The sequence below is a fragment of the Azospira sp. genome (assembly GCF_030247495.1).
GTDB classification, from domain to species: Bacteria; Pseudomonadota; Gammaproteobacteria; order Burkholderiales; family Rhodocyclaceae; genus Azospira; species Azospira oryzae.
In genome coordinates, this window is the sequence record NZ_JAOTRW010000005.1 from 209,585 (window position 1) to 230,656 (window position 21,072).

Genomic DNA, 21,072 nt, shown 5'->3' on the forward strand with positions numbered 1-21,072 from the left:
TTCTGCATCCCCCCGCCTCACCGCAAAGCAAATGGCTTGCCCTGCGGGGACGGGGGTCAGACGAAAAAATCTTCAGGCTGTTTCTTGAAGGCCTCGTACTGGCCCAACAGACCACTGCCATCGATCACCTTGCGGTGGCGCTCACTCCAGCGGCCGGGCTGTTTACCTTCGCCCGGTACCCAGTCGAACTCAACCCTCCAGTCAAACAGGTCGCATCGCTGGCGCTCTTCGCGGCGCTTTTTGGGAACTTCGTCCAGCACCTCGACTTGGTATGTGTTGCGGCCGGTTGCGTCGTAGCCAATGTTCTCAGCCATTGCCATAAAGATAGCCTCGTCGTCGCTTGCCAGGACATCAGGGTGCCGTTTCTCTAGGAATACGACGCTGGACTTCACACCTGCGCCGAAGTGAGCAAAGGCAAACTGCGGCAAGCTGACAACTGCCAGCACCTTGAACCGTTCCAGTAGCCAGTCGCGCACGCCCTGTAGGCTGGCGTTGGTAAGCAGGCCATCGGGCAGTACCACTGCAGCCTGGCCACCTGGCTTGAGTAGTTGCCAGATGCGTTCACAGTAGATGACCTCGGTCTTCACGCTCGCGCGTTGCTTAATGGACTTCTTGCCAGCCTTGGGGTCGGCGCTGTCGTCCTCGGCGTCATCCTCGTCTTTGCCGCCTTTGCCGATGTAGCGCGAAAGCTCGTAACTCTTCAAATAGGAATGCAGTTCCTCCTTGATGACAGCGCCAAAGGGAGGGTTGGTTGGGATCTTGCTGAAGCCTTTCTTCTCGTCGCGCTTGACCACTTCCTCGATCTTGCCGGTCTCGGGGTTGAACTCAGTCTCGCGGTAAATACCCATAACCTTGGCAAAGGCATCGTTCTTGAGGCCGATCACACCGAGCGGTTCGAGCGCATCGTTGCCGATTACATTGGTGTGGCCGTCGTCGTGAACAATCATGTTCATCTTGGCTACGCGGGCAATCTCTTCGTTGATCTCGATACCAAAGAGACGCTTCTCTGCAAAGCTGTGCCAGTAGTTGTGGTGACGGGCGCTTTCTTCTTTTCCGTCCCCACCACTTTCCCCCGGATAACGCTGATTTGCCAGTTTGCGAATGTGGTCAAGAGCATGTAGTAGAAAGCCACCTGAACCGCACGCCGGATCGATCACGTCATCCTCTGCCTTGATGTCCAGCATCTGGATGGCAAAGGCGATGATGTTCCGTGGCGTGAAGTACTGGCCAAAGTCGCCTTTGAAAAAGCCGTCCATGAACTGCTCGAAGGCCACGCCCTTGGTGTCCAGGTCAGTGGCTGTGAGGTTCACGCTTTCCAAGTGCAAGACGACGTTCTTGAGCGTTGTTTCGTCGATCTTAATGTCTTCATTGAAGACGTCGGGCTCGTTCTGCCGCTCAATGTCGTAAAGCGCCTTGATGCGGGCGGCCAGTCGCTTGTTGGTTTCGTTTGTCTTGATCTGGAAGGCGTAAGGTTCGCCAGGGGCTCGATATGCCTTTTCGTCGCGAGTTTTCAGGAAGATGAGCTTAGTCAGTTCGCCAAATGCCATTGGGGGCGACAGACGGCCACCGCCCCAAAGGGTTTGATGGCACTTGCGTATGGTCTTGATCAGGTCGTCGCGACTGACCGCGCCGATATCCGGCTTGTTGGGTGCCTTGTAGTAATACTTGAACTCTTCCGGTTTGCCATATTGCTCCGGCAGGTCGGCAATGACGTTTTCGTCACGTTCCAGCGCGCCATAGCGATCCGAGCAGTCGAAGAAGGCACGGGTTTGGCCCGCCACCACACCAACGTACTCGGCGCGAAATTTGTGAGCGTTTCCATTGCCAAAAGCCTGATCGATTGCCTGCTTGAATTCGTTGTCGGTAACGGCATCACGTTTGCACTCGATGACGGCATAAGGTTTGGTACGTGCCTTGTCACGAAATACGACGATGTCAGCGCGGTCGTAGGGCACGCGATCCGGCACGGTAATTTCCACTCCGATGCATTCCGGGTCGTAGCCATAGCGGTAGATCAGTTCGGCGTAGTAGGCCGCGCGAACCTTCTCTTCCGGGTCGGACCACTTTTCACAGTGGTTCACCGCGACATAGCGAATCTTTTCGGTTTTGCCGCTGGTGATGAGCTGGAGATGGCCATCATTGATGGCGCGTTGAATCATTTCAGTCGTTTCCATGTTGGAGCGAGCCCTTAGCTTTTTGGTTTGTCTGTTGTGATGGCTTCGTCCGCACCTCCGGCGCGCACCCATTCATCCACTTCGGATAGTTGGAATTTCCACAGTCGTCCGATCCGGTGCGCGGGCAGGCCCTTGCGCTCCCGCCAGCGGTAAATGGTGTCCTTGACGACGCCCAAATGAGCGGCCACCTGTTCGGCAGTCACCCACGGCTTTGTGTTCGCGGTATCGGCACCCATCTGAACTGGCTCATAGTCGGATAAACAAGTCTGCAATCTATCAGGAATGGCGAGCATGACCAACCGTGGTCCCTCATTCGATAATGACTGTCATGCCTTCAAAGCCAGCAAAACAGGTTAGAGGCCCAAGGTCAGCTTTGGTCGACGACCTACCAATTTGACTACGCTGTATGCACGTTGATGTCGCCCGACCCAGCTCTGACCAGATATCGACCAGACAACAAAAAAGCCAACCGCTGCCGGTTGGCTTTTTCTTTTGCAGATAAACGACCTGCCTGAATTTGGTGGAGCGGGCGATGGGAACAGCACCCGGTTTCTAGCTCGTTGATTACGCACGTCTTTTCCGATCCGGGCGTCACGGAATGGACTCGATTGTGGACTCAAATCTTCGGCCTGGTCAACGCAGGCCGTTGCGGGTGATCCAAAGCGAGCCAAGCACATCCATCGACAGCCAGAGCATCGGATTCATTCTGAAGTTTATCTGTCCTCTGGCACACCACGCCACAGGTCGCAACGGACAGGCGAGCTGCGTCCTCAAAGGACTGGCTCATCATCGACCGGCGCAGCCCCGTCTTTCACCCGCTCGATGAACCGCTTCATGGGCTCGGAGGGGTCGCCATGGCGGCGCAGCAGGTAGGTAGAGAGCATCGGTGGGGTGCCGGCCAGGGGACGAATGGAGATGTCCGGGCGCTGTAGCGTCTGCACCTGCGAGGCGATGGCGAAACCGATGCCGTAGCCGGCGCCGACCAAGGTCAGCATCACGCCCAGGCTGGTCACTTCATCGACCAGCTTGAGGGGCGTGCCTGCGTCCTGCAGCAGCGCTTGAATCTGATGGCGGCAGCCCGATCCCGATTCGGGATGGCACAGAACCAGCGGGAACTTCAAGGCTTCGGCCAGCGGCACCTGCACGTGTGCCAGCAAGGGGTGGCGTGCGGGCACGATCACCGACAGCGGATCGGTCCACACCGGCTCGGCGACGAGGCCATCATGCACCGCGTTTGACAAGCCAAAGCCGATGTCCAGAAGATCGTTGTGCAGCATCTTGAGTTGCTGCGCGAACGGCAGCTCGAAGACGCGAATCTCCAGCTCGGGCTCGTCCTCGCGGCTGCGTGCCAGTAAGGTGGCGATGCGGGGCTGCGCCAGGCTGTCGCAGATGGCGATGCGCAGGTGGCCCTGGTAGCCCTGCGCCGCCGCCTTGGCGCTCTTGACTGCCTGCTCCACGGTGGCCAGCACGCGCCGGCATTCGCCGAGGAACACCTGGCCGGCCCAGGTCAGCCGCGTCAGGCGTGTGCTGCGGTCGAACAGCTGCACGCCAAGCTGGCTTTCCAGGTCGCGCATCGCACGCGACACAGGCGATTGCTCGATGCCCAGACGCTCGGCTGCACGGGCCAGATGCAGTTCTTCCGCAACTGCGACGAAGTAACGCAGCAATCTGAAATCCAAGGCCACCTCCTGTTTGTCTTCTTCTGGTTCGGCCTCTTGGGCGCCAGCATCTCGATCCGCATCCCGTCAGCACCTCCTTCGATGGCATCGCTTCGAAGCACTCATGCCTGTCTGGAACAGTCCCGTCGCCGACACGCGCGGAACAGGCCGGCGCACACAGCCCGGGCATGGAATGCTGATGGTCAGTGTGCTGCGTCCGCAACGCTGGTAAATCAGCCAGTGTGCCGGGCACGCGCGCAGGCGCGCACGCGGGCTGGTGTCCGTGATCGGTGCAGCCGACGACGACACGCCGGCGTCAGGGCGGGCGTGCCGATGCAGTTTCATGGGGGTGTCTTTCGGCTCACCCCGGTCATGGCCTGGTCGGTCACGAAGCTCAGCTCCAACACCCCAGACTTCTGCGTAGCCGCCATCCCCTGGGCGACGCGCTCGTAGATCCACCAGGCGGTCGCCGCGGATGAAGTCCTCGGGCTGCGGGTGACGCGGCGCGGAGGCCTGCAGCCGCTGCGCGAGCTGCTCGTCGCCCATGCGTTCGTCGTCCAGGACACGCTGCCGTGGGTGGTGACGGACAGGTTCGCCACGTCGGGCTTGATCGGCTTCACTCCATTCAGACACAGATGCTAATGAGAATTATTATTGATTGTCCGTGGTTTTGTGTGATATGGCAACACCAATGGAATAACCCGGCTTTCAGACGCCGCCTCGTGCCGGCGACTGAAGGCCGGATGGCGGCAACTGGAAGCCTCTGTGACCGGCATCGCCACCGGGAAGCACTCATGCGGTTCCCTGCGGCCAGAGGAATGGACTCCACTTTCTGGGGGGAAGTACATGAACTTACGCCATCTTCGCTGTTTCATAGCCGTGGCCGAAGAGTTGCACTTTGGCCGGGCGGCGCGGCGGCTGCATGTGGAGCAGTCGCCCCTGTCGCGCACGATCCGCCAACTGGAGGCCGACCTGGGCGTGACGCTGCTGGAGCGCACGCCGCGCGGGGTGCGCCTGACCCCGGCCGGGCAGGTGTTCCTGGAGGAGGCCCGGCGCGTGCTGCTGACCCTTGAGCAAGCCCAGACCAAGGCGCGGGCGGTGGCGGCGGGACACCGGGGCACCCTGCGTATCGCCTTGGCCGGCGGCGTCGGGCGGACCCGGCTGTCGGCACTGCTCGCGCTGTGCCGGGAGGAGGCGCCGGAAGTGGGCATCCGGCTGTTCGAGGCGCCGCTGTCGCAGGTGGTGGGCGGGCTGGGCAACGACCTGTACGACGCGGCCTTTGCGATGGCCGGCGAGATGGAGGCCGGGGTGATCGCCATGCCGGTGTGGCAAGACCCACTGGTGGTGGCCATACCCGCGAGGCACCCCTTGCTGGCGCACAAGCGGGTGCCGCTGGAAGAGGTGGTGGGCTACCCGCTGGTGCTGTGCCACCCGCAGGTGTGTGAGGAGTGCAGCCGGCAATGCGAGCGCCTGCTACGCCTGGTGGAGACACCGCCGATCGTGGCCGAGTACGTGACGACCCACTCGCTGATGCTGGCCCTGGTGGCGGCCGGCTATGGCGTGGGATTTTCCACCGCGGCGCACGCGGTGGCATGCCGGCAGGCGGACGTGATCGTCCGGCCGCTGGATGAAGACTCGGCGGCGTTGACGACCTACCTGCTACATGCCGAGGGCGCGATGTCGGAGCCGCTGCGCCACTTCATCGACCGTGCGCAGCGTGTCGGCCATATGCCGTTGGATGCGCAACGGCTCGCATGAGGCTGCCTCAGGCAGGTTGACCGATTCCATTTTGGTCAAAGCGCCAGACCTGTTTTGCCACAGCGGGATTCCATTGCAGCGGTGCACGGGCGCGCTGCACTCAGGCGTTGCTCGCGGTTGCGGTTGGCATCCTGCGTGAAACTCGCATGCCCAGCGTGGCGCGTCACAGCGAAGACGCGCGGCGCAACAGTGCTTGCCGTATGCGCATCGGCTCTGGCGTGTTGAGGTGATCGCGCTTTACTGGGCCTTTTTCCCTGCAAAGACTTTGGCCTGGTTATCCGGGTCAAGCATGGTGCCCGCGAATGACGCTGGTGACAGCATGTTTCGCGGCTTGCGAATTGTGAGTGATGGCGCCATGCGCGGCAAGTCGCACATCTCGCAACGAAACCGGCGGCATCGTCGATGCCACGGTCTTCGCCGCTTCGCCACTTGCTCGTTTCGCCCGGAGATTCCTGGACAGCCACGCACGCCGCCTGTACGGCGGGTGCGCGTGCTTGGACTCGGTGCGAAGACGAATGGAGGCGCGCGATATGCCGAAGTCGAGCAGCCTGGCCGATGGCGCCAAGACCTACTACCGCCCGATCGAGGCGGCAATCCGCTGGAGCGGATTGCTGCGCTTCGAGCGGCGCATCCTGGCGACCTTGGGACAGCGGCCTCTGCCGGAGGCAACGGAGTTTCCGCGCTGGCCGATGCTGCGATTGAACGCCGAAAGAATCTTCGATGCGCTGGCTCACGGCGAGATGCCGTATGGCAAGGAGGGCTTGGTGCGGGACACGCAGGGCCTGGCGATGGACGACCCGTCGCTGACGGTGCGGCACGTCGACCTGAAATCCTGGATGGCGCACCACTACCCCGGCGAGAGACCGGCGTTTCTGTTCGATGAGATCGAGCGTGCGCTTCACCCAGCGATCAGTCTGGACACAGTGGGCGCATTGCTGGCCGAGCGGGAAGCGATCAAGGCGCGGCTGGCGGAACACCTGGGCGTGCACGAGACGCTGCGCGCCGAGCACGAGGCGCTGCTAAAAATGCACGCCGCCTGCGCGGCCGACGCGGAGCGTGCGAACACGCCGGGGCCGCGCAGTGAATCGACCTACCTGAACATCGTGGGCGGGTTGCTGACGCTGCTGCTGGGCAAGTCGCCCAGCGGCATGCCGTATTCCAGCTTCCTGACGCAGGAGGCCATCATCAGCGCGATGGTGGCGCACCACGGCAACGCGATGGGCATCACCGAGCGCACCCTGCAGGCCAAGTTCGCACTGGCTCGGCGCAATCTGCAGAGCACAACTTCCTGAGCGATGCCAGGCCGTATCTGCGGTCGCGGAAACCGCATTTGCGGTGTCTTTCTTCAACGCGCCGTTCTTAATTCGAGTCACGCCAATCAGCGCCACTGAGCGTTAAGGAGTGACCCTCATGTCTTCGCAGACCGCCGCCACGGCAGCACCGACCGAACACCGCATCCTGCGCCGCGCCGAGGTGGAAGCCAAGACCGGCTTCAAGCGCGCTCACATCTACAGCCTGATGAAGGAAGGCAAGTTCCCCAAGGCGCTGCGCCTGGGCGTGCGCGCGGTGGGCTGGGACTCGGTGGAGATCGAACAGTGGATCGCCGATCGCCTCAATGAACGCGCCTGACGCTTCTTCTCGGTTCATGCCATTCGACGAGGAGAAGCCCATGCAGGTGGTGTCCATCATTTCGACCAAGGGCGGCGTGGGCAAGACCACGACGGCGGCCAACCTGGGTGGCTTCATTGCCGATGCCGGGCTACGCGTGCTGCTGCTGGACCTGGACGTGCAGCCCACGCTGTCGAGCTACTTCACGCTGGACGTGCGCGCGCCCGGCGGCATCTACGAGATGCTGGCCTTCAACGAGCGGCGCATCGAGCAACTGGTGTCGCGCACCGCGATCGCGGGCCTGGACCTAGTGCTCTCCAACGACGACCGCGGCGAACTGAACACGCTGCTGCTGCACGCTCCGGATGGGCGCCTGCGACTGCGCCATCTGCTTCCCGTCTTCCGCACGCACTATGACTTGCTGTTGATCGACACGCAGGGCGCGCGCAGCGTGCTGCTGGAGATGGCGGTGCTGGCGTCCGACCTGGCGCTGTCACCGGTGACGCCGGAGATTCTGGCCGCGCGCGAACTGCGCCGCGGCACACTGCAACTGATCGAGGACATCGCGCCGTATCGCCACCTGGGCATCGAGCCGCCGCCGCTGCGCCTGCTCATCAACCGTGTGCATCCGGTGTCGTCGAACGCGCGGCTGGTCCAGCAGGCGCTGCGACAGGTGTTCCAGGAACAGGCCGGCGTGCAGGTGCTGGACACCGACGTGCCGGCCATCGAAGCCTATCCGCGCGCTGCGACACGAGGATTGCCGGTGCACCGGGTGGAGTACCGGCGGCCGGCTGGGCGCACGGCGCCCGCGGCGCTGGACACCATGCGCACGCTGGCCGGCGAGCTGTTCCCCGCGTGGCGGGAGCGCTTCGCGCTGGTCACCGGCCGGGCCGATGCGGGAGGGGCCAGCCATGGCGAGCGCACATGAACTGGCGCGCGGCCGTGAACGGCTGCGCGCGCTGATCGAGTTCGCGCTGGGCGAAGGCTGGCGCGTGGTGCGCACGTCCGGCGGGCACCTGAAATTCACGAAACCAGGCTGCGCGTCGATCTACACCAGTTCGACTGCGAGCGACCACCGTGCCGACCGCAATGCCCGCGCGCAACTTCGCCGCGCCGACCGGCAGGCGCAGGAGAACGGCCGTGGCTGAGCTGACGCCGCAGGACATGGCTGCCAAGCTGCTGGCCACCGGCTTCGAGCGCAGCGGCCCTTCGGCCGCGACCTTGAGCGACCCCATCGCCGACACGCCGATGGTGGTGACGCTGGACCAGTTGCGGCCCTACGACCACGACCCGCGCGTGACGCGCAACCCGGCCTATGCGGAGATCAAGGCGTCCATCCGCGAACGCGGGCTGGACGCGCCCCCCGCGATCACGCGCAGGCCGGGCGAGGCGCACTACATCATTCGCAACGGCGGCAACACGCGGCTGGCGATCCTGCGCGAGTTGTGGAGCGAGACCAAGGAGGAACGCTTCTTCCGCATTGCGTGCCTGTTCCGCCCGTGGCCGGCGCGCGGCGAAATCGTGGCGCTGACCGGGCATCTGGCCGAGAACGAGCTGCGCGGCGGGCTGACCTTCATCGAGCGGGCCTTGGGCATCGAGAAGGCGCGCGAGTTCTACGAGCAGGAAAGCGGCCAGGCGCTGTCGCAGAGCGAACTCGCGCGGCGGCTGACTGCCGACGGCTATCCGGTGCCGCAGTCACACATCAGCCGCATGAACGATGCGGTGCGCTATCTGCTGCCGGCGATCCCGACGCTGTTGTACGGCGGTTTGGGCCGGCATCAGGTGGACCGGCTCGCGGTGCTGCGCAAGGCGTGCGAGCGCACCTGGGAGCGGCGTGCACTGGGCCGCACCGTGACCGTGGACTTCGCCACCTTGTTTCAGGACGTGCTGACGCAGTTCGACACACAGCCGGACGACTTCTCGCCGCAGCGGGTGCAGGACGAGCTGGTCGGTCAGATGGCCGAGCTGCTGGAGGCGGACTACGACACGCTGGCGCTGGAGATCAACGACAGCGAAAGCCGCCAGCGTGCGCTGACCAGCGAACCGGCAGCGCCGATGCCCCCGGCAGCGCCTGTCTTGCCTGCTGCACCGCCCTCGCCGGTCTCCGCGCCTCGGCAGCCACCCGCCTCGTCTGTGCCGCGCGACACCACGCCGGTCGTGCCTCCAGCGCCAGCAGCAACACCGCCTGCACAGCTTAAAGCGCCGGAGGAGCAGCACGGTCAACGCGACGAGCGCCTGCAAGGGCACATCGTGACACCGGCACCGACCACCGAGCGCCTGCTGTCCATCCAACGGATGGTCGCGGACCAGCTCGGCGACAAGCTGCCCGACTTCGAGGCCGACGCGCTGCGTGCGATCCCCGTGCAGGCTGGCGGGCTCTATCCCATCTCGGACGTCTGGTACATCGAGCCGGGGCTGGACGCGCCGGATCGCCTGCGCGTGCACATCGCGCAGTTCGCGCGCGAGATCGCCGGGGACGCGGCGGTGGCCGACCACATCGAGGCCATCGACGGCGGCATCGGCTTCGTCTGCGTGGCGCCGGCCGTGGGCCAGGCGAAAGCGCTGCCGGCGTTCGTGCGGGCGGTGCTCACCCTGCTGCATGCGCTGAGTGCGGCGCCGCCCGCCGCGAACGGCTTGGACCGCGCGCGGCTGGCCGACGAGCTGGCGGCGCTGTTCCATGGCCACGGCGGCTCTGCCACACGCCTGAGCGATGCTGCGCTGGTGAAGCTGTTCCGTCTGCTGCGCCTGGCGCGCCGGCTGCAGGACCTGCAGGCCGGCGAAGCGGGCCAGGCATCCTGAGCGCGCAGGAGGCTCTCGCATGTCGGCACCGCACCCGCTCAACCAGGCCGTGATCGCCCAGGCCCTGCATGACCTGCGCAACGGCCAGTTGCGCCGCTGCAAGGCCATGGGCTTCGGCGAGGAGGAGCTGGATGCGCTGAAGCACCCCGAACTCGTGAGCATGCTGGTGAATGCCACGGTGTCGTGGTGTTCGGTGTCGGTGAACCGGGAGGTATTGAAGCGGCTCCTGAGCCAGGTGCACGACGTGGAGCGGGAGATCGCCACGGTGGACCGCATGCTGCGCCTGGGGGCGAGCACGGAGATGGTCAGCAAGTTCTACGGCCTCACGCATCAGGAAGTGGCGCTGCGCCGTGACATCCTCGGGCTGCCCAAGCGCAAGGGCCGGCATCCGGTGCTCGATGAGGCGCAGGACGTGGCCTTGTGGGAGCGCTGGAAGGCCGGCGTCACCGAGCGCCATATCGCCCTGACCGACGACATGGCGATGCTGGCGCTGACCATGGATCTGGCCGAGGCCATGACCCTGCCCATGTCGGTGATCTGGTCGGCGATACGGAACTGGGTCGACCAGGGGCTGGTGTAGGCCATGACCACGGGTGGCGCACCACGGCGCGAAGGCCCGGTTGCGCTGTCGGCGTTGTTCGACGAGGCGCTGCGGCACCTTGAGCCAAAGGAACCGGCGCAGGGCGCGGCGCCGAGCCAGGACGGCTTTCTCTACAGCGGCAACCGGCACGAGAGCGTCCCGCGCGCGCTGTTCCTCGACCGACGCCTGACGCCGCTGGAGCGCAATGCCTGGCAGGTGTTCCGCCTGCAGCTCAACGACGACGGCGTGACCGCCTTTCCTACCTACGACCAGCTCCGCCCCTATCTGGCGTCCATGCCCTGTGCGTCGCAAGCCTCGCACGAGACCGTGGCGCGCGCCTTGACGCTGCTGCGGCTGACGCGCTGGCTCAGCCTGGTGCGGCGGCGGCGCGATCCCAGGACCGGCCGTATCCAAGGCAACCTCTACGTGCTGCACGACGAACCGCTGTCGCCCTTCGAGGCGATGCAGCTCGACCCGGACTACCTGGGCTTGGTGAGTCAGGCGCTCACGCACGCGGCGAAGGCGGTGCAGGTCGTGGGCATGAACACGCTGCGGGAGATCGCCGAAGACCCGCTGCTCAGCGGGCGCACGCTGCCGACCCGTCTGCAAGTGCTGGCGCAACGCATGGCGCGGCATGGCTGGACGACGCCGGGTTATCCACAGGAGGGTGCGGACCACGAATCCGAAGAAGGCCAGGAAGCCCTTCTTCGGAATGCTGCGCGCCTGTCTTCGGAATCCGAAGCAGGGCCGAAACCCGCGCCGGACGGCTCTCTTCGGATTCCGAAGGAGGACCGTACAGTACGTAAGGATCGTATAAATGAAGTACGTACAGTACCGCGCGCGAGGGCCTTGCAGAACCTGCGGCTGCCCGAGCGTTTCCTGCGCTTGAAGGACGAGCAGCAGGCCGGCGCGCTGATGGCGCTGCAGCAGGTGGACGAGGCGCAGAGGCAGGCCGTTCTCGACGAGTGGGCGGCACGCTGCCACAACAGCGCGGTACGCAACCCGGCCGGCTACCTGTTTGGCATCATCCAGAAGGCGATTCGCGGGGAGTTCAAGGCCTGGGCCGGAGAAAGTGCATCGGCACCGCCAGCGCCCCCGTCACCTGCGCCCTCGTCACCGCCGGCATCCCGTGCGGCTGACCCCGAGGTCGCACGAGCCTACCTGGCTCAGCTCCGAGAAGCCTTGCGTGATCGCTGATGTTGACTATCCCCAGGGGATAGCTGGAACAGACATCTTTCCGCCGCGCTCGATTGTCGCCCGCCGAACGACAGGCGAAACTGTCGCCTGTGAATCAGACGAGGACAGCCACGCACGAGCCCGGCCGACGATGGACATGACGACTTCCCCCGCCACAAACGCACTGCAACCACTACAGCAAGACGTTCAGCGCTTGCTGGGCAGATGCCTGTTGCGCCTTCAACAATACGAGCGCCTCATGAAAGCCATCGTGGCCCACCACGAGATTTCAGGCCCGGCGCATTCGCTGGAGGCCATTCGCGCAGCGCGGATTGAAGATGCCGCGACCAAGACCCTGGGCACGTTGGTCGGACAACTGTTTGGTTCGTATGTCGTCACCGATGGAAATGGCGGCGAGGAACGCGACGACGCTCTTCCCGGCGACGTGATTTCCTTTCGCACGCGCGTGCAACTGAGCCTGTCTGCGCAGGACTACGCCAACACCCAGGCCGACCTCAAAGACCTGGTATCGCTGCGCAACACCCTGGTGCACCACTTCATCGATCAGCACGATCTATGGACCGTGGACGGGTGCCGCGTTGCACAGGACGAACTCGGTTCCGCCTACACGCGCATCGATCAACACTTCGAGCAGCTGCGCGGCTGGGCCGAGCACATGGATCAGGCGCGGCGCCTGGCAGCGGAGTTCGTCCAGTCGGATGTGTTCCACGACCTGGTGGTCAATGGCATCGCGCCGGACGGCACGGTGGACTGGCCGGCCGCCGGCATCGTCCGCGCGCTGCGCGAGGCCGCCGCGCAGTTGGCCGTCGAGGGCTGGACACCCATTGCCGCCGCTGGCCGCTGGATCGCGGACCGGCATCCCGAGCAGCTTCCAGCCAAGTACGGCTGCAGCAGTTGGCGGCAGGTGGTGCACGAGTGCCGCCTGTTCGAGCTTCGCTACCGTGAGGTGGAGGGGCAACGGGCCGCCTGGTACAGACCTCGCGAGGCATAGCCCCGCAACGCGGTCTCACCTCCGCGCGAGCCGCGAACGACTCCGCCGAGCTATCCCCAGGGGATAGCCGGCACACACAGCCTTCCGTGCGGAACAAACCGGGCGCGCATGGGCTGCGGTTTGTTGACTGACAGCCTTCCGGCCGATGCCGATGCTGGCGACTCGCCAATTCACCGCGAGTCGCTCCCATGGCCAACGAACGCACAGAACCCCTGCAACTGAATCTCGGATCGCTGCGCAGCGCGATGTCTCTGACGCTGCACACGCACCACGCTTCGCGCATCTGGCACGGCCGTGCGCCGACCGAGGGGCGCCCCGGCATCATCGGTCTCAACGGCTTCATCGGCGCCATGAACAAGATGAAGCGCGGCGCCGAGCAGGACGACCCGTACTCGGACTGGTGGATGTTGCGGATCGAGGACAAGCTCGCCGACACCAAGACCCGTCTGCAGACCCTGCGCGAACAGGTGGATCAGGCCTTGGCCGACGTGCCAGCGGCGCTGTCCCTGGGCGAGAACATGAACGTGCAGCCGGTGAAGCTGCCGCTGTTCGTGAACGCCCAGCTCGGTTTCATGGCGGTGTATCTGCTGGCCGACTACGACGACCTGGCACGCAAGCTCATCCTGGCGCACCACACGGCGCTGATCGACCGCAGCACCTTGGAGCGCTGGCTCAATGATGGTGCGCACGCGCTGCGCAGCCTGTTCTCGCTGGCCCAGCAGTACCGCTACTCGGGCACGACGCGCGACGACTTCGCGGCGAAGAACGCGGCGGCGCGAGCGGCGCTGGAGAAGTTCGGCGAGTTGCCGCAGGACGTGCTGGAAGGCACGCGCCGCTCGCGCTTCGCGCCACCCATCGCGCGGCGGTCGAACAAGCCCGGCACGCCGCCTGCTGCGCCTGCCATCGTGCCCGATGCGCAGGCTCCCACGGGTGGCGCAGCCGATGGTGCCGCGGGCGATGAGGGTGCTGGCGCATGACAGCATCGCCCCCTATCAGCCACTCCACGCGCTTCGTGGCGCTGGAACAGGCGGACTTCCAGCGGCTGGAACACGCAGGCTACCTAAAAGGCCTTTTACAGCCTTTTAAGGGTAAGGGGAGTCTGGAGACCTGGGCCAGCCAGTGCGCAGCGCTGCGCGACGACGTGATTGGCCTGGCGCAGCGGCGCGTGCTGCCCCAGGCGCGCGCCTATCCATTCAGTCTGCTCGACGTGCAACTGGCTCAGCAGGCCACTGGCGCAGGGACGACCTTCCTGCGCTGGCGCAACCTCGACCGTTCCTCCATGGGCGTGGCGTTGTGGGAGGCCCTGCTGGCCAACCCCGCGACGCCGGCCTCGCTGATCGACGAGCTGTACGCGATCGAACTGCAGCGCATCGTGCTGAACATGCAGATCAGCCTGACCCACAGCATCGCCCGCCAAGCCCTGGAATGCGCCAACAAGGCCGCGCAGGCCGAAGCGGCTTACCTGCGGCGCGTCCACGGGCATGCCGCGTCCGTTCCACCCACCACCAAGGAGTCTCCATGAGCACGCACTTCGTCGGCGAGGGCAACATCGGTTCTGCGCCGGACTACCGCGAATTTCCGAACGGCAACGACGAGCCGCGCCGGCTGCTTCGCCTGAACGTCTACTTCGACAACCCGATCCCGAAGAAGGACGGCGAGTACGAAGATCGCGGCGGATTCTGGGCGCCCGTGGAGCTGTGGCACCGCGACGCCGAGCACTGGAAGACGCTGTACCAGAAAGGCATGCGGGTGCTGGTCGAGGGCCGCACCGTGCGCGACGAATGGGAGGACGCCGACGAGAACGAGCGCGTGACGTTCAAGGTCGAGGCGCGGCGCGTGGGCATCCTGCCGTACCGCATCGAGTCGGTGGCGCTCAGCACCAAGCCGGCCGGCGGACAGTAATTCGCCCATCGCCGTTCCCCCGAGGGCGACTGTATCAACCGTCATACGCCCGCGATGCACCAGCGAGCTATCCCCAGGGGATAGCTCCAAGGTCGTCCACGGAGTTCCAGCCGCCCTCCCGAAACGACGCTCTTGCTGTGCCAGCTCCTACGATCTATGCACACCGCTGCGGCAACGAACCGCCTGCCGATCACAAAGCGGTGTCTGCATCAATCGACTTCCTTGCTGCCGGCATCTCCTGGCCCCGCCAAGCTGACGCCCATCCGATGAACCGCACATTTCCAAGGAGGCTTCATGCGCGTTTTCCTGTGCGAGAAGCCGTCCCAGGGCAAGGACATCGCCCGTGTGCTGGGTGCCGGTCAACGCGGCAACGGCTGCTACAGCGGCGCGGGTGTCGTCGTGACCTGGTGCATCGGTCATCTGGTGGAGGCGGTTCCGCCCGAAGGCTACGGCGAGCAATACAAGCGCTGGGCCATCGAGCAACTGCCCATTCTTCCTGAGCGTTGGCGTGTCGAGCCCAAGGCGGCGACCGCAGCGCAATTCAAGGTCGTGCAGCAGATCGTCGCCAAGGCGGGCGAGCTGGTGATTGCGACCGACGCCGACCGCGAGGGCGAGATGATCGCCCGCGAGATCATCGACCTATGCGGCTACCGCGGGCCGATTCAGCGCCTGTGGCTGTCGGCGCTCAACGATGCGTCGATCCGCAAAGCGCTGGGTACGCTCAAGCCGTCCGCCGAGACGCTGCCGCTGTATTTCTCCGCACTCGCCCGATCGCGCGCCGACTGGCTGATCGGGATGAACTTGAGCCGCTTGTTCACACTGCTGGGGCGCCAGGCCGGCTATACGGGCGTGCTGTCGGTGGGGCGCGTGCAGACGCCGACGCTGAAGTTGGTCGTGGATCGTGATCGCGAGATCGCGCGCTTCGTCTCCATGCCGTATTGGGCCGTGGATGTGCTGCTATCCCATGCCGGCCAATCCTTCACCGCGAGCTGGATACCGCCCGAAGGCAGCACGGATGCAGCGGGTCGCTGCCTTCAGCAGCCGGTGGCGCAGCAGGCTGCGGATCGCATTCGCGCGGCACGCGATGCGCAGGTCGTGTCGGTAGAAACCGAGCGCGTTCGCGAAGGGCCGCCGCTGCCGTTCGACCTGGGCACGCTGCAGGAGGTGTGCTCCAAGCAGTTGGGCCTCGACGTGCAGGAGACGCTGGACATTGCCCAGGCGCTGTATGAGACGCACAAGGCGACAACGTACCCGCGCTCGGATTCGGGCTACCTGCCCGAGAGCATGCTGGCCGAGGTACCGACCGTACTCGACAGCCTGGTCAAGACCGACCCCAGCCTGCGGCCGCTGATCGAGCGCCTGGATCGCAACCAGCGTTCGCGTGCGTGGAACGACGGCAAGGTGTCGGCTCACCACGGCATCATCCCGACGCTGGAGCCCGCCAACCTGTCGGCCATGAACGAGAAGGAACTGGCCGTCTACCGGCTGATCCGCGCTCATTACCTCGCGCAGTTCCTCCCGCACCATGAGTTCGACCGGACGGTAGCGCAGTTCTCGTGCGGCAGTCAGTCGCTGGCGGCCGTGGGCAAGCAGATTGCCGTCATCGGCTGGCGTGAGGTGCTGGCGACGCCGGGGCCGGACGATGCCGGTGGCGAGGATGCGCAGCACAGCCAGGTGCTGCCCGCCCTGCATGCGGGCCTGTCCTGCCCGGTCGGAAAGGTGGATCTCAAGGCGCTGAAGACGCTGCCGCCCAAACCCTACACGCAGGGCGAGCTGATCAAGGCCATGAAGACCGTCGCCAAGTTCGTGACCGACCCGCGCCTGAAACAGAAGCTGCGAGATACCACCGGCATCGGCACCGAGGCGACACGCGCCAACATCATCAACGGTCTGATCGGTCGCGGCTACCTGGTCAAGAAAGGCCGCGCCGTCCGCGCTTCCGACGCGGCATTCACGCTCATCGACGCGGTGCCCTCGGCCATCGCCGACCCCGGCACCACGGCGGTGTGGGAGCAGGCGCTCGACATGATCGAGGCCGGCCAGATGGCGCTGGACACCTTCATCGAGAAGCAGTCCGTGTGGGTCGGCCAGCTCGTGCAGCAGTACCGCGGCGCGACGCTCTCGCTCAAGCTGCCGCCGGCGCCGGCCTGCCCGCAGTGCGGCGCACCGATGCAGCAGCGCACGGGCAAGAGCGGCGCGTTCTGGTCCTGCTCGCGCTACCCGGACTGCAACGGCACGTTGCCGATCGAGTCCCCGACGGGCCGGCGCAGCGCACCGCGCAAGCGGCGCGCTGCCTCCAGGGCGTCCTGATCCTCGCTTCCCCCTGCCGCGCCGGCCCTTCACTGGCGGCGAGGCAAACGTCCCGCACCGCGCGGGACTCCAAAGCGCGCGTCTCCTTCTGCAACGGTGTGCGCGCCCCGTCTGCCCGCCATCGGGCGACGGGGCGAGAAGGTCATTGCTCCACGAATCGCGCCCGCCGCCATTCCCTTGATCGGTGTGCCTTGCCTCGGTCACGAGGGGCTTCCTGACGCCTTGCCGCCGCGCGAGCCGTGAGGAGGCCCCTTGGGCCGAGGGTATTCCGTGCCGGTGCCCGCCGGCGAAACATCGGGCTCCCTTTGTGTGTGGATGCACGCCAGAGGTTTCCGGCCCCAGCCACGAAACGGGCCGGGTGCGATTGCTGACGCAGCGAACGGCTTTGACGACGGCCTGCGCTGACGCAGCCCACAGGTGGTTTTCCTTCCTCTCCAGCCGAAGGCCCGCGTGGCCTTCGGCGCCCTGGTCTTGCCTTGTCCCGTGACGCGGGCCATTGCCCTAAAGCGGGCCGTCCGCGATTCGGTTTTCCCTGCGACGGCAGCCATGCTTCGCGCCCATCCTCACACCATGCGTTGCTGACAGTCGTCAGCGGCATGCCCTGGCAGTCCCGGTCTTCAAGACTGCAACGCGGTTCGCCGCGTTGACCGATCCAGTCCGCTTCGCATCGCCCACCGCGGACGCTCGCCGGCCTGGCGACGATGCACTTTTCTCAACCACCCGAGGGGAACCCCATCCCCTGCGGGATGCGTGCTCCCCGCCCCACCAAGGAGCACGGCATGTATGAACCTTCCGCATCTTCCTCTGCAACCGCAGTACGCAGTGGTGCGCTGGCGCTGGCCTGGACCGGCAAGCGTCTGCCGCTACAGGTGCTGCGCAGCGCGGCCGGCCACTACATCGGCACGCAAGACGACGAAGGCCCGGTATCGCGGGAGTCCGTCGAGTATTTCCCGACCTACCTCGCAGCACAGCGCGCCCTGGATACCCATGCCTGGACGCAGCGCGCCCACCCCTGATTCCCCACCCTTCAAGGAGTTCTCTCATGAATCTGTCTTTGCCCGAAGACGTGCTCGATCAGATGGCGCTGGAACAGGCGCACTTCGACGCTGCACCGCAGGCCTTCTTCGAGGCCTGGAAGCGCGGCGCGCAGATCGCCGGCCACGAGTGGTTCGGCGACGGCACACGCGAAGGTCTGCAGCGTGCCACCACCAAGTGGGACCTGCGGCCCAACATGCTGATGCTCAACGACGCCCTGGGCGTGCTGAGCAGCGGTCAACGCATGTTCCTGTCCGCGATGGTGAGCTTCTACAACGCCCGCGAGGGCGGTGCGATGCTCAAGCGTTGCGGCTTCGAGGGGCTGTCGGACTTCGGCGGTCTCGACCTGGAGCGGCGCAAGGTCATCGCCGACCTCACGCTGCACTACAACGGCTGGTGAGCCGCGCCTGGCAACCCACCGTCTTTTCATCCCACCCCACGAGGAACATGCGTCCCCGTTCGGGGCCATGTCCCTCCTTCTTTTCGCAGGAGCGGCCATGTCCCGAATCAGCATCTTCCACTGACCTGCACCGCCCGCCACCAGGGCGGTCCGACGCCGCGGCCGGCTGACCGGCTGCCACTTCATCCACCCGCTGGGGTTCAATCCCCGGCAGGGGATTGCCTCGGCCATCCTCTGCTGGAGGAATCCCATGTCCCATTCCAACAACCCCTTCGTCCGCGGCTACGATGGCCTGTCCGTGCAACGGCTGCTGGCGATTTCCTACGACGACGACTGCCCGCTGAGCTATCTGCCGTTGCACGTCTCGCAGTCGCACCTGCCGGACAGCCAGGTCGAGCGCCACGCCTGCGTCTTCTGCGACGACTTCGCGCTGATCACGGAAGGCCAGAACGTGCCGCCCGAGCTGGACGCGCAGTGCCCCAGCCACGGCATCGCCCGAAACCTCGTCTACGCCGTCATGGCCGAAGAAGCCGGCCAGCCGCTGCACGTCGGCGATATCTACTCCGAGGAAGCCGCGCGCGAGGTGGTGCGGCGCCTGCGCTTCGAGACCGGCTTCTACAGCCGTGCCTGGGAAATCAGTTCGGCGCACATCACCGAGGAGGCCGGCCGCTATCTGGCCAACCTGGCCGACATCGACACGCCGACCCGTTTCCTGTTCGTTGCCTTCCGCATTCCCTACAGCCCCGCGGTCGGCGTGAAGCTGATCGCCACGCCCTGGACGGACGAGAACCTGCAACGGGTCGAAGGCATCACCGCCGAGCGGTTGCGGCGGGCGCATCGCCGGAAAGGCATGCCGGAGTCCCTCGTCGAGGTGCTCCACCTGGCCGCGCTCGCCGAAGTGCGCCTGCTGATCTTCGATGCCGACGCGCCCGTGCTGGACGGGCTGACGCTCTACGACGACGAGTAACCCGCAACCCATTCGAGCCCCCATGTCGGGGCTCTTCCTTTTCACGGAAGGCGGTGGCGGCTGCCGTGTTCAGAAAACGATTGCCCGCAATGCCCGAAATCCATGACGTCTGATGCCCAGGCCAATCCGTGAACTATCGGCAATGCAAGGCGGCGATCAGCGGACAGGACACATTGCCTTGATGCGCGTGGCATTCACCGACCAGCTTGGACAAGGCTGCCTCGATCCGGGTCAGGTCGGCCAGCTTGGCTTGCACGTCGTCCAGCCGCTGCGACGCCAGTTCCGCTGCCTCGCTGCAATGGGTGCCATCCTCCAGCCTCAGGAGCTGCCCGATCTCGTCCAGGTTGAAGCCCAGACGCTGGGCGGCCTTCACGAACCTCACCCGCGCCACATCAGCGCCGCTGTAGCGGCGGATGCTGCCGTAGGGCCGGTCCGGTGTCGCCAGTAGCCCCTTGAGCTGATAGAAGCGGATTGTCTCGACATTGACCCCGGCCGCCTTGGCGAAGGCGCCGATGGTCAGGCTATCCGGTTCGGTGTTCATCGCGCTTGACTCCGTAGTTAACTACGGAAGTAACGTTACAGCATCAAGCGAAACCTCGAAAGGAGAAACCTCATGTCGGAACCGCAATCCGGGCGCGGTGCCTTGGCCGCCGGCGGCCTCGCCGCCATCCTTGCCTCGACCTGCTGCCTCGGCCCGCTGGTGCTGGCCGCGCTCGGCTTTTCCGGCGCCTGGATCGGCAACCTCACCGTGTTGGAACCGTACCGGCCGGTCTTCATCGGTGCAGCGCTCGTCGCGCTGTTCTTCGCCTGGCGCCGCATCTTCCGGCCGGCCAACGCCTGCAAGCCGGGCGAGGTCTGCGCGATTCCGCAGGTTCGCACGACCTACAAGCTCATTTTCTGGATCGTGGCTGCCCTGGTGGTGGTCGCGCTCGCCTTTCCCTACGTCCTTCCGCTGTTCTACTGACAGGAGATCATCATGAAGAAACTTGCCGCACTCGTGGCCCTGGCCGCCACCCTTGCCACACCCGCCTGGGCCGCCGTCCAGACCGTCACGCTGTCCGTGCCCGGCATGACCTGCGCGGCCTGCCCGATCACGGTGAAGAAGGCGCTCTCCAAGGTCGAGGGCGTCAACCAGGTCGACGTGAGTTTCGACAAGCGTGAAGCGGTCGTGACCTTCGACGACGCCAAGACCACCGTCCAGAAGCTGACCGAGGCCACCACCAACGCCGGCTATCCGTCCAGCATCAAGCGCTGAACATGGAGTGACGCTATGACACCGATTGCGCGTATCGCCGACAAGGCCGGGGCATTGGGTACCGTCGTTTCCGCGATGGGCTGCGCGGCCTGCTTTCCCGCGCTCGCCAGTCTGGGTGCAGCCATCGGGCTGGGCTTCCTCCAGCAGTACGAAGGCCTGTTCATTTCCCGGCTGCTGCCGCTGTTCGCCGCCCTGGCGCTGGTGGCGAACGCGCTGGGTTGGCTGCGCCACCGGCAATGGCACCGCAGTCTGCTCGGCATGGTCGGCCCAGCCATCGTCATCGTCGGCACGGTCTGGCTGCTTGCCACCGCGTGGATGCGGCCCCTGGTCTACACGGGAATCGCCTTGATGGTCGGTGTGTCGATCTGGGATCTGGTGTCACCGGCCAACCGCCGCTGCGGGTCGGAAGAGTGCGCACTCCCCCCGAAACACGGATGA

24 protein-coding genes are annotated in these 21,072 nt (G+C 65.3%); 19 read left to right on the plus strand and 5 right to left on the minus strand.

Annotated features, from left to right (window positions below; all coding sequences use genetic code 11):
- Positions 1-56 precede the first annotated feature (56 nt).
- The 4 genes from OEL49_RS09075 to OEL49_RS09090 form a co-directional block, all read right to left on the minus strand.
- Positions 57-2,159 (minus strand): restriction endonuclease subunit M, encoded by a 2,103-nt coding sequence (locus OEL49_RS09075; protein ID WP_287874452.1) that lies wholly within the window; start codon positions 2,157-2,159, stop codon positions 57-59.
- A gap of 29 nt (positions 2,160-2,188) precedes the next feature.
- Positions 2,189-2,410 carry a helix-turn-helix domain-containing protein gene (locus OEL49_RS09080; RefSeq protein ID WP_287874453.1) on the minus strand — a complete coding sequence of 74 codons (222 nt, stop codon included), beginning with the start codon at positions 2,408-2,410 and terminating at the stop codon, positions 2,189-2,191.
- 534 nt (positions 2,411-2,944) lie between these two features.
- Entirely contained in the window at positions 2,945-3,853 is a 909-nt protein-coding gene (locus OEL49_RS09085) for a LysR family transcriptional regulator (protein ID WP_054019079.1), read from the minus strand.
- A 320-nt stretch (positions 3,854-4,173) separates the two neighbouring features.
- Positions 4,174-4,452: a hypothetical protein gene (locus OEL49_RS09090; RefSeq protein WP_211926124.1), complete on the minus strand. Its 279-nt coding sequence runs from the start codon at positions 4,450-4,452 to the stop codon at positions 4,174-4,176.
- A 226-nt stretch (positions 4,453-4,678) separates the two neighbouring features.
- On the opposite strand from OEL49_RS09090, the gene OEL49_RS09095 reads away from it, so the two are divergent.
- The 16 genes from OEL49_RS09095 (at position 4,679) to OEL49_RS09170 (ending at position 19,379) form a co-directional block, all read left to right on the plus strand.
- Entirely contained in the window at positions 4,679-5,590 is a 912-nt protein-coding gene (locus tag OEL49_RS09095) for a LysR family transcriptional regulator (protein ID WP_034080694.1), read from the plus strand.
- Positions 5,591-6,120: 530 nt separating this feature from the next.
- Complete coding sequence (locus tag OEL49_RS09100) at positions 6,121-6,882, plus strand: ATP-binding protein (protein WP_166737322.1); 762 nt, start codon at positions 6,121-6,123, stop codon at positions 6,880-6,882.
- Between the two features lie 118 nt (positions 6,883-7,000).
- Positions 7,001-7,219, plus strand: a complete 219-nt coding sequence (locus OEL49_RS09105; protein WP_134240529.1) for an AlpA family transcriptional regulator — start codon at positions 7,001-7,003, stop codon at positions 7,217-7,219.
- A 40-nt stretch (positions 7,220-7,259) separates the two neighbouring features.
- Positions 7,260-8,126: a ParA family protein gene (locus OEL49_RS09110; RefSeq protein ID WP_034050658.1), complete on the plus strand. Its 867-nt coding sequence runs from the start codon at positions 7,260-7,262 to the stop codon at positions 8,124-8,126.
- Positions 8,110-8,346 carry a type II toxin-antitoxin system HicA family toxin gene (locus OEL49_RS09115; protein ID WP_013982111.1) on the plus strand — a complete coding sequence of 79 codons (237 nt, stop codon included), beginning with the start codon at positions 8,110-8,112 and terminating at the stop codon, positions 8,344-8,346. Before OEL49_RS09110 ends, OEL49_RS09115 begins: the two co-directional genes overlap by 17 nt.
- Positions 8,339-9,997, plus strand: a complete 1,659-nt coding sequence (locus OEL49_RS09120; RefSeq protein WP_134240530.1) for a ParB family protein — start codon at positions 8,339-8,341, stop codon at positions 9,995-9,997. Before OEL49_RS09115 ends, OEL49_RS09120 begins: the two co-directional genes overlap by 8 nt.
- A 19-nt stretch (positions 9,998-10,016) precedes the next feature.
- Entirely contained in the window at positions 10,017-10,577 is a 561-nt protein-coding gene (locus OEL49_RS09125; RefSeq protein WP_134240531.1) for a DUF2857 domain-containing protein, read from the plus strand.
- Between the two features lie 3 nt (positions 10,578-10,580).
- Positions 10,581-11,774, plus strand: a complete 1,194-nt coding sequence (locus tag OEL49_RS09130; protein WP_134240532.1) for an STY4528 family pathogenicity island replication protein — start codon at positions 10,581-10,583, stop codon at positions 11,772-11,774.
- A gap of 238 nt (positions 11,775-12,012) precedes the next feature.
- Positions 12,013-12,765, plus strand: coding sequence for an OST-HTH/LOTUS domain-containing protein (locus tag OEL49_RS09135; RefSeq protein ID WP_166737323.1), 753 nt, complete (start codon positions 12,013-12,015; stop codon positions 12,763-12,765).
- Between the two features lie 188 nt (positions 12,766-12,953).
- Complete coding sequence (locus OEL49_RS09140; RefSeq protein ID WP_023434593.1) at positions 12,954-13,742, plus strand: PFL_4669 family integrating conjugative element protein; 789 nt, start codon at positions 12,954-12,956, stop codon at positions 13,740-13,742.
- Positions 13,739-14,287, plus strand: coding sequence for a DUF3158 family protein (locus OEL49_RS09145; protein WP_134240534.1), 549 nt, complete (start codon positions 13,739-13,741; stop codon positions 14,285-14,287). Before OEL49_RS09140 ends, OEL49_RS09145 begins: the two co-directional genes overlap by 4 nt.
- Entirely contained in the window at positions 14,284-14,667 is a 384-nt protein-coding gene (locus OEL49_RS09150) for a single-stranded DNA-binding protein (protein ID WP_003141056.1), read from the plus strand. Before OEL49_RS09145 ends, OEL49_RS09150 begins: the two co-directional genes overlap by 4 nt.
- Before the next feature lie 294 nt (positions 14,668-14,961).
- Positions 14,962-16,977 (plus strand): DNA topoisomerase III, encoded by a 2,016-nt coding sequence (locus OEL49_RS09155; protein WP_134240535.1) that lies wholly within the window; start codon positions 14,962-14,964, stop codon positions 16,975-16,977.
- 779 nt (positions 16,978-17,756) lie between these two features.
- Positions 17,757-17,993 carry a hypothetical protein gene (locus tag OEL49_RS09160; protein WP_134240536.1) on the plus strand — a complete coding sequence of 79 codons (237 nt, stop codon included), beginning with the start codon at positions 17,757-17,759 and terminating at the stop codon, positions 17,991-17,993.
- A gap of 26 nt (positions 17,994-18,019) precedes the next feature.
- Positions 18,020-18,412, plus strand: coding sequence for a hypothetical protein (locus tag OEL49_RS09165; RefSeq protein WP_134240537.1), 393 nt, complete (start codon positions 18,020-18,022; stop codon positions 18,410-18,412).
- Positions 18,413-18,662: 250 nt separating this feature from the next.
- A complete protein-coding gene (locus tag OEL49_RS09170; RefSeq protein WP_287874470.1) occupies positions 18,663-19,379 on the plus strand; it encodes an ABC transporter substrate-binding protein in 717 nt (238 codons plus the stop codon).
- Positions 19,380-19,512: 133 nt separating this feature from the next.
- On the opposite strand, the gene merR is transcribed toward OEL49_RS09170, so the two are convergent.
- On the minus strand, positions 19,513-19,920 hold the full coding sequence (gene merR / locus OEL49_RS09175; protein WP_134240539.1) for an Hg(II)-responsive transcriptional regulator: 408 nt from the start codon (positions 19,918-19,920) through the stop codon (positions 19,513-19,515).
- Between the two features lie 72 nt (positions 19,921-19,992).
- On the opposite strand from merR, the gene merT reads away from it, so the two are divergent.
- Genes merT through merC form a run of 3 tightly spaced genes read left to right on the plus strand, consistent with a single transcriptional unit; the run spans position 19,993 to position 21,072 of the window.
- Positions 19,993-20,343 carry a mercuric ion transporter MerT gene (gene merT / locus OEL49_RS09180; protein WP_134240540.1) on the plus strand — a complete coding sequence of 117 codons (351 nt, stop codon included), beginning with the start codon at positions 19,993-19,995 and terminating at the stop codon, positions 20,341-20,343.
- Positions 20,344-20,355: 12 nt separating this feature from the next.
- Positions 20,356-20,634 carry a mercury resistance system periplasmic binding protein MerP gene (merP, locus tag OEL49_RS09185; RefSeq protein WP_134240541.1) on the plus strand — a complete coding sequence of 93 codons (279 nt, stop codon included), beginning with the start codon at positions 20,356-20,358 and terminating at the stop codon, positions 20,632-20,634.
- A gap of 15 nt (positions 20,635-20,649) precedes the next feature.
- Entirely contained in the window at positions 20,650-21,072 is a 423-nt protein-coding gene (merC, locus tag OEL49_RS09190; protein ID WP_134240542.1) for an organomercurial transporter MerC, read from the plus strand.